This is a genomic window from bacterium, from assembly GCA_040755795.1.
Classification (GTDB): domain Bacteria; phylum UBA9089; class CG2-30-40-21; order CG2-30-40-21; family SBAY01; genus JBFLXS01.
Genome location: JBFLXS010000350.1, coordinates 1 through 4,314, shown reverse-complemented (window position 1 = coordinate 4,314; position 4,314 = coordinate 1). Strand labels below are relative to the sequence as shown.

4 protein-coding genes are annotated in these 4,314 nt (G+C 39.4%); all 4 read left to right on the top strand.

Annotation, left to right across the window (positions count from 1 at the left end):
- The first annotated feature begins 207 nt into the window (after positions 1-207).
- Positions 208-2,418 carry an acetyl-CoA decarbonylase/synthase complex subunit alpha/beta gene (acsB, locus tag AB1414_16365; GenBank protein MEW6608992.1) on the top strand — a complete coding sequence of 737 codons (2,211 nt, stop codon included), beginning with the start codon at positions 208-210 and terminating at the stop codon, positions 2,416-2,418.
- Between the two features lie 491 nt (positions 2,419-2,909).
- Positions 2,910-3,095 carry a hypothetical protein gene (locus AB1414_16360; GenBank protein ID MEW6608991.1) on the top strand — a complete coding sequence of 62 codons (186 nt, stop codon included), beginning with the start codon at positions 2,910-2,912 and terminating at the stop codon, positions 3,093-3,095.
- A gap of 59 nt (positions 3,096-3,154) precedes the next feature.
- Positions 3,155-4,093 (top strand): Rpn family recombination-promoting nuclease/putative transposase, encoded by a 939-nt coding sequence (locus AB1414_16355; protein ID MEW6608990.1) that lies wholly within the window; start codon positions 3,155-3,157, stop codon positions 4,091-4,093.
- A 119-nt stretch (positions 4,094-4,212) separates the two neighbouring features.
- A partial coding sequence (locus tag AB1414_16350) for an Rpn family recombination-promoting nuclease/putative transposase (GenBank protein MEW6608989.1) occupies positions 4,213-4,314 on the top strand: 102 nt, incomplete at its 3' end.

Sequence of the window (4,314 nt, the reverse complement as noted above, 5' to 3'; positions counted from 1 at the left end):
GGAAAAGGAAAAAGAAGTATTTTTCTCTAAGTATAAGAAATATAGTTAGTTATACATGAAATTCTTTTTCCCCTTTCCCCAATTTTCTCCATTTCCCCTTTCTTACACCTAAAAAAAACGCAAAAGTCCAATAAAGTAAGTAATCGGTTAATCGGTAATTAATTACCATTCACCAGTTACCATTTATCAAACATAAGGAGGTAAACAATGTCTAAAATAATTGCATCAGCCGCCATTCGTGGGGCACACAAGATTGTAAATTTAGCCGATACACGGTTAAAAGAGTCGATTGACAAATTTGGACCAAACCAGGAAGTCGGATTCCCAAATACCGGCTACTATTTGCCAATCATTTATGCGATGAGTGGGATTAAAGTCAAAAATCTTACGGATATGGAAGGGGTTGTTAAAAAATGTAAGGATTTACTTCCACCCTTTGTTGATGAAGGTATTCACCTGCCATATCTGGGTTGGGTTTTAGATGCAGGGATGATTACTTTGTGGGCAGAGGAGGTAATCGAGGCTTTAAAATATCTTGAACCCCCAATTCCTTATCTTATTGCGACAGCTCCGGATGATAACCATTTATTCATCGGTGCGGCTGATGATAAGATAATGCGGGAACGTGGTATAGAATTCGTGGATGGTAGTGCACCTGGTTTTGCGGCTTGTGTTGGTGCCTGTCCGGATTCCCAAACTGCGGCTAAATTAGCCAAAGAACTCCAGGAAAAAACCCTGTATGTTTTTATGTGTGCTGAAAATGATGGTAATAGCATGTCAAAACAGTTAAGGCAAGAAGGTGTTCAGATGGGCTGGGAAACAAGACTTATACCTTTTTCAAATGAAATCTATGGGGCAATTTTTGCCTTAGGTTTTGCCTCAAGAGCGGCTATGGCTTTTGGTGGCGTTGAACCGGGAGATTATCGACGAAATCTTATCTACAACAAACATCGTGTCTTTGCCTTTGTTTTAGCCTTAGGTGAAGTTTCAGATGAATGGTATGCCACCGCCGCCGGGGCTATCAACTATGGATTTCCAACTATATCCTATACCCCTATTCCTCAAATCCTTCCCACTGGCGTATGTATGTATGAGCATGTTGTTTCAAATGTGCCTTTTGACAAAATGGTGGAGCGAGCAATTGAGGTTCGAGGATTAAAGGTTGTGGTCACAAAAATTGATATACCTGTCCTTTATGGACCAGCCTTTGCCGGTGAAAGAATAGGTAAAGAGGATTTATACGCTGAGGCAAATGAGGTTCGAACTAAAGTCCCAGCATTTGAATTTGTAACCACAAAACCTGTTCAAGAGGTAGAGGATGGTAAAATTGAGGTGATTGGGCCTGACCTGAATGAGATTAAAGAAGGGAGTGGATTCGCACTTGGGATATGGGTTGAGGTTGCTGGTGCCAGGATGCAAAAGGATTTTGAACCAATCCTTGAACGACATATCCATGAAATCCTGAATGGTGCTCAAGGACTACTCCATATTGGCCAGAGAAATATCATCTGGATAAGAATAAGTAAATCAGCATTTAATAGCGGTCTTAGACTTGCTCATCTGGGCAAGATTATTATTGCCAAATTCCATGCAGAATACAGCTCAATCATTGACCGTGTTCAGGTAAAAATTTATACAGAGATGGAGAAGGCAACTGAAATGATGAATATTGCCAAAATTACCTATCGTGAAAGGGACGAAAGAGTTAAAGGCTTGACTGATGAAGGAGTGGATGTTCTTTATTCCTGCACATTATGTCAATCCTTTGCCCCCAATCATCTTTGTATAGTTACACCGGAGCGGTCCGGGCTTTGTGGGGCATATAATTGGCTGGATACAAAAGCCGCTTATCAAATTAAACCTGATGGACCCAATCAACCAATTCAAAAAGGCAATTGCCTTGACCCGGTAATCGGACAATGGGATAATGTCAACGCCTTTATAAAAAAGGCCTCTCACGGCAAGATAGAACAAATGAGTGCCTACTCAATGATGATTGACCCAATGACCAGTTGTGGTTGTTTTGAATGTATCACGGCTTTGTTACCTTCAACTAATGGTGTGATGATTGTTGATAGAGACTATACCAATATGACACCTTGTGGGATGAAATTCTCTACATTAGCCGGTTCGGTTGGAGGTGGTTTGCAAACTTCAGGATTTATTGGCCACTCAAAGTATTATATCGGCAGTAAAAAATATATTTCCGCTGAAGGTGGTTTTAAACGGATTGTCTGGATGCCTAAAAAATTAAAAGAATTTAGCCGTGAACTGCTAGAACAGCAATCTAAAGAAAGTGGTCTTGAGAATTTTGTTGACCTGATTGCTGATGAAACTATTGCTACAACCGAGAATGAAGTCCTTGCCTATCTCAAAAAGGTAAATCATCCTGCTCTCCAGATGCAACCGATAGTGTAACTATTCAACCACTGATTAACACGGATTAGCACGGATAAATATAGAGGGCAGAGGTGGGTTGTCCCCCGCTGCCGAGTGGAGGATTGGGGGATTGTGGTCAGACCTCGAATTGAGAAATTAGTAGGGTAAATTCCATTTTCGAGGTCTGACCCCAAGATGTTCCCCTAAAACCACAGCCAAATACTAAGGAAGATAACCCTGAAATTAGTAATATTTTAGCCATCGGAAGTGGAATCAGGGTAATCGGTAATCAGTAATCGGTTATCAGTAATCGGTAATCGGAGATAAAAAGTTACTTCTTTTTTTTCACCGATAACCTGATAACCGATAACCGTAACTTTCCGAACATGGTAAATCAAACTTGACAAAGCACTATGTTAAGAAATGAAAAGGACAAGCAGGATGCTTGTGGTACTTTATTTGGTCTTTAGTCTATATTAAAATTAAATAGGATGTGTTGATAAAATGAAAAAATCATCGGTTTAGTGGTATTGGGGCTGGGTTTTTTAAGAGCAGCGGATTTGTATGTGCCAGGAAGTTATACAACTATCCAGTCGGCAATAAATGCTACTACAACTGGCGATACAATCTATGTTGCTCCTGGAACCTACACCGAGGCGCTCTCTATCAACAAAAGTATTGCCTTAATTGGTTGCGGGAAAAAACAAACAATTTGACTTCTTTTATGTTATGGATTATCATACCAGTTAGAACAAAGCTGGGGTAAGGAGATAAGATGGAGATATCAAATCCACATGACAGTTTCTTCAAAGAGATATTTTCAAACAAAGAGAATGCCTCTAATTTTATCCACAGCATTTTACCTGATGCTCTGAAGAAAAACCTTGATTTATCAACCCTGGAATTGGATAATAACTCTTACATTGATGAGGAACTAAAAGAGAACTTTTCAGACATAGTTTATAATTGTCTTTACAAGGCTAAGAGCAAGGTAAAGGTTTCGCTTTTATTTGAACATAAGAGCAAGACAGTCAAATACCCGCATTTACAGCTTCTACGGTATATCCTTAAGATATGGGAGACAAATATCAAACAGAAAGAGGGTTTAAGACCTGTTATACCTATTATTTTTTATCACGGTAAAGAACGATGGGTAGTGAAAGGGTTATCTGAATATTTTAGAGGGATAGATGAGGGATTAAAGAGATATATTCCTGAATTTGATTATTTATTGACAGATTTATCGAGGTATAGTGATGAGGAGATAAAGGGGCAGGTTTTTTTGGATGTAACTCTTAGGATAGCCTTATTAGTGATGAAGAGCATATATAATGAGGGGAAATTGCGGGAGCATATCGGGGATTTTTTAGAGATAGGGCAGATGTGTTACGAGGAGGAGAAAGGGCTAAAATTTTTGGAAGGGGTTATTCGGTATATTTACAGTAGCACCGAGATAGGAGTAGAAGAGGTAGTAGGGGCAGTGAAGAAGATTTCCGAGAAAGGGGGTGAAGCAACAATGACTACCGCTATGAAATTGATAGAACAAGGAATGCAACAAGGAATGCAACAAGGATTACAGCAAGGTGAATACAGGAAAGCAGTAGAGGCTGCTAAGGCTATGTATTCAGAGGGATTTAATATTGATGTGATTGCCAAGATAACCGGACTTTCAAAGGAAGAGATAAATAAGGTGGTAAGGTTAGTGAGACAATAAAAAAGCACTAAGGCACTAAGACCACAGCCAAACACTAAGGAAGATAACCCTGAAATTAGTAATACTTTAGCCATCGAAAGTGGAATCAGGGTAGAACAAAGCTGGGGTAAGGAGATAAGATGGAGATATCAAATCCACATGACAGTTTCTTCAAAGAGATATTTTCAAACAAAGAGAATGCCTCTAATTTTATCAACAGCATTTTACCCGATGCTCTGAAG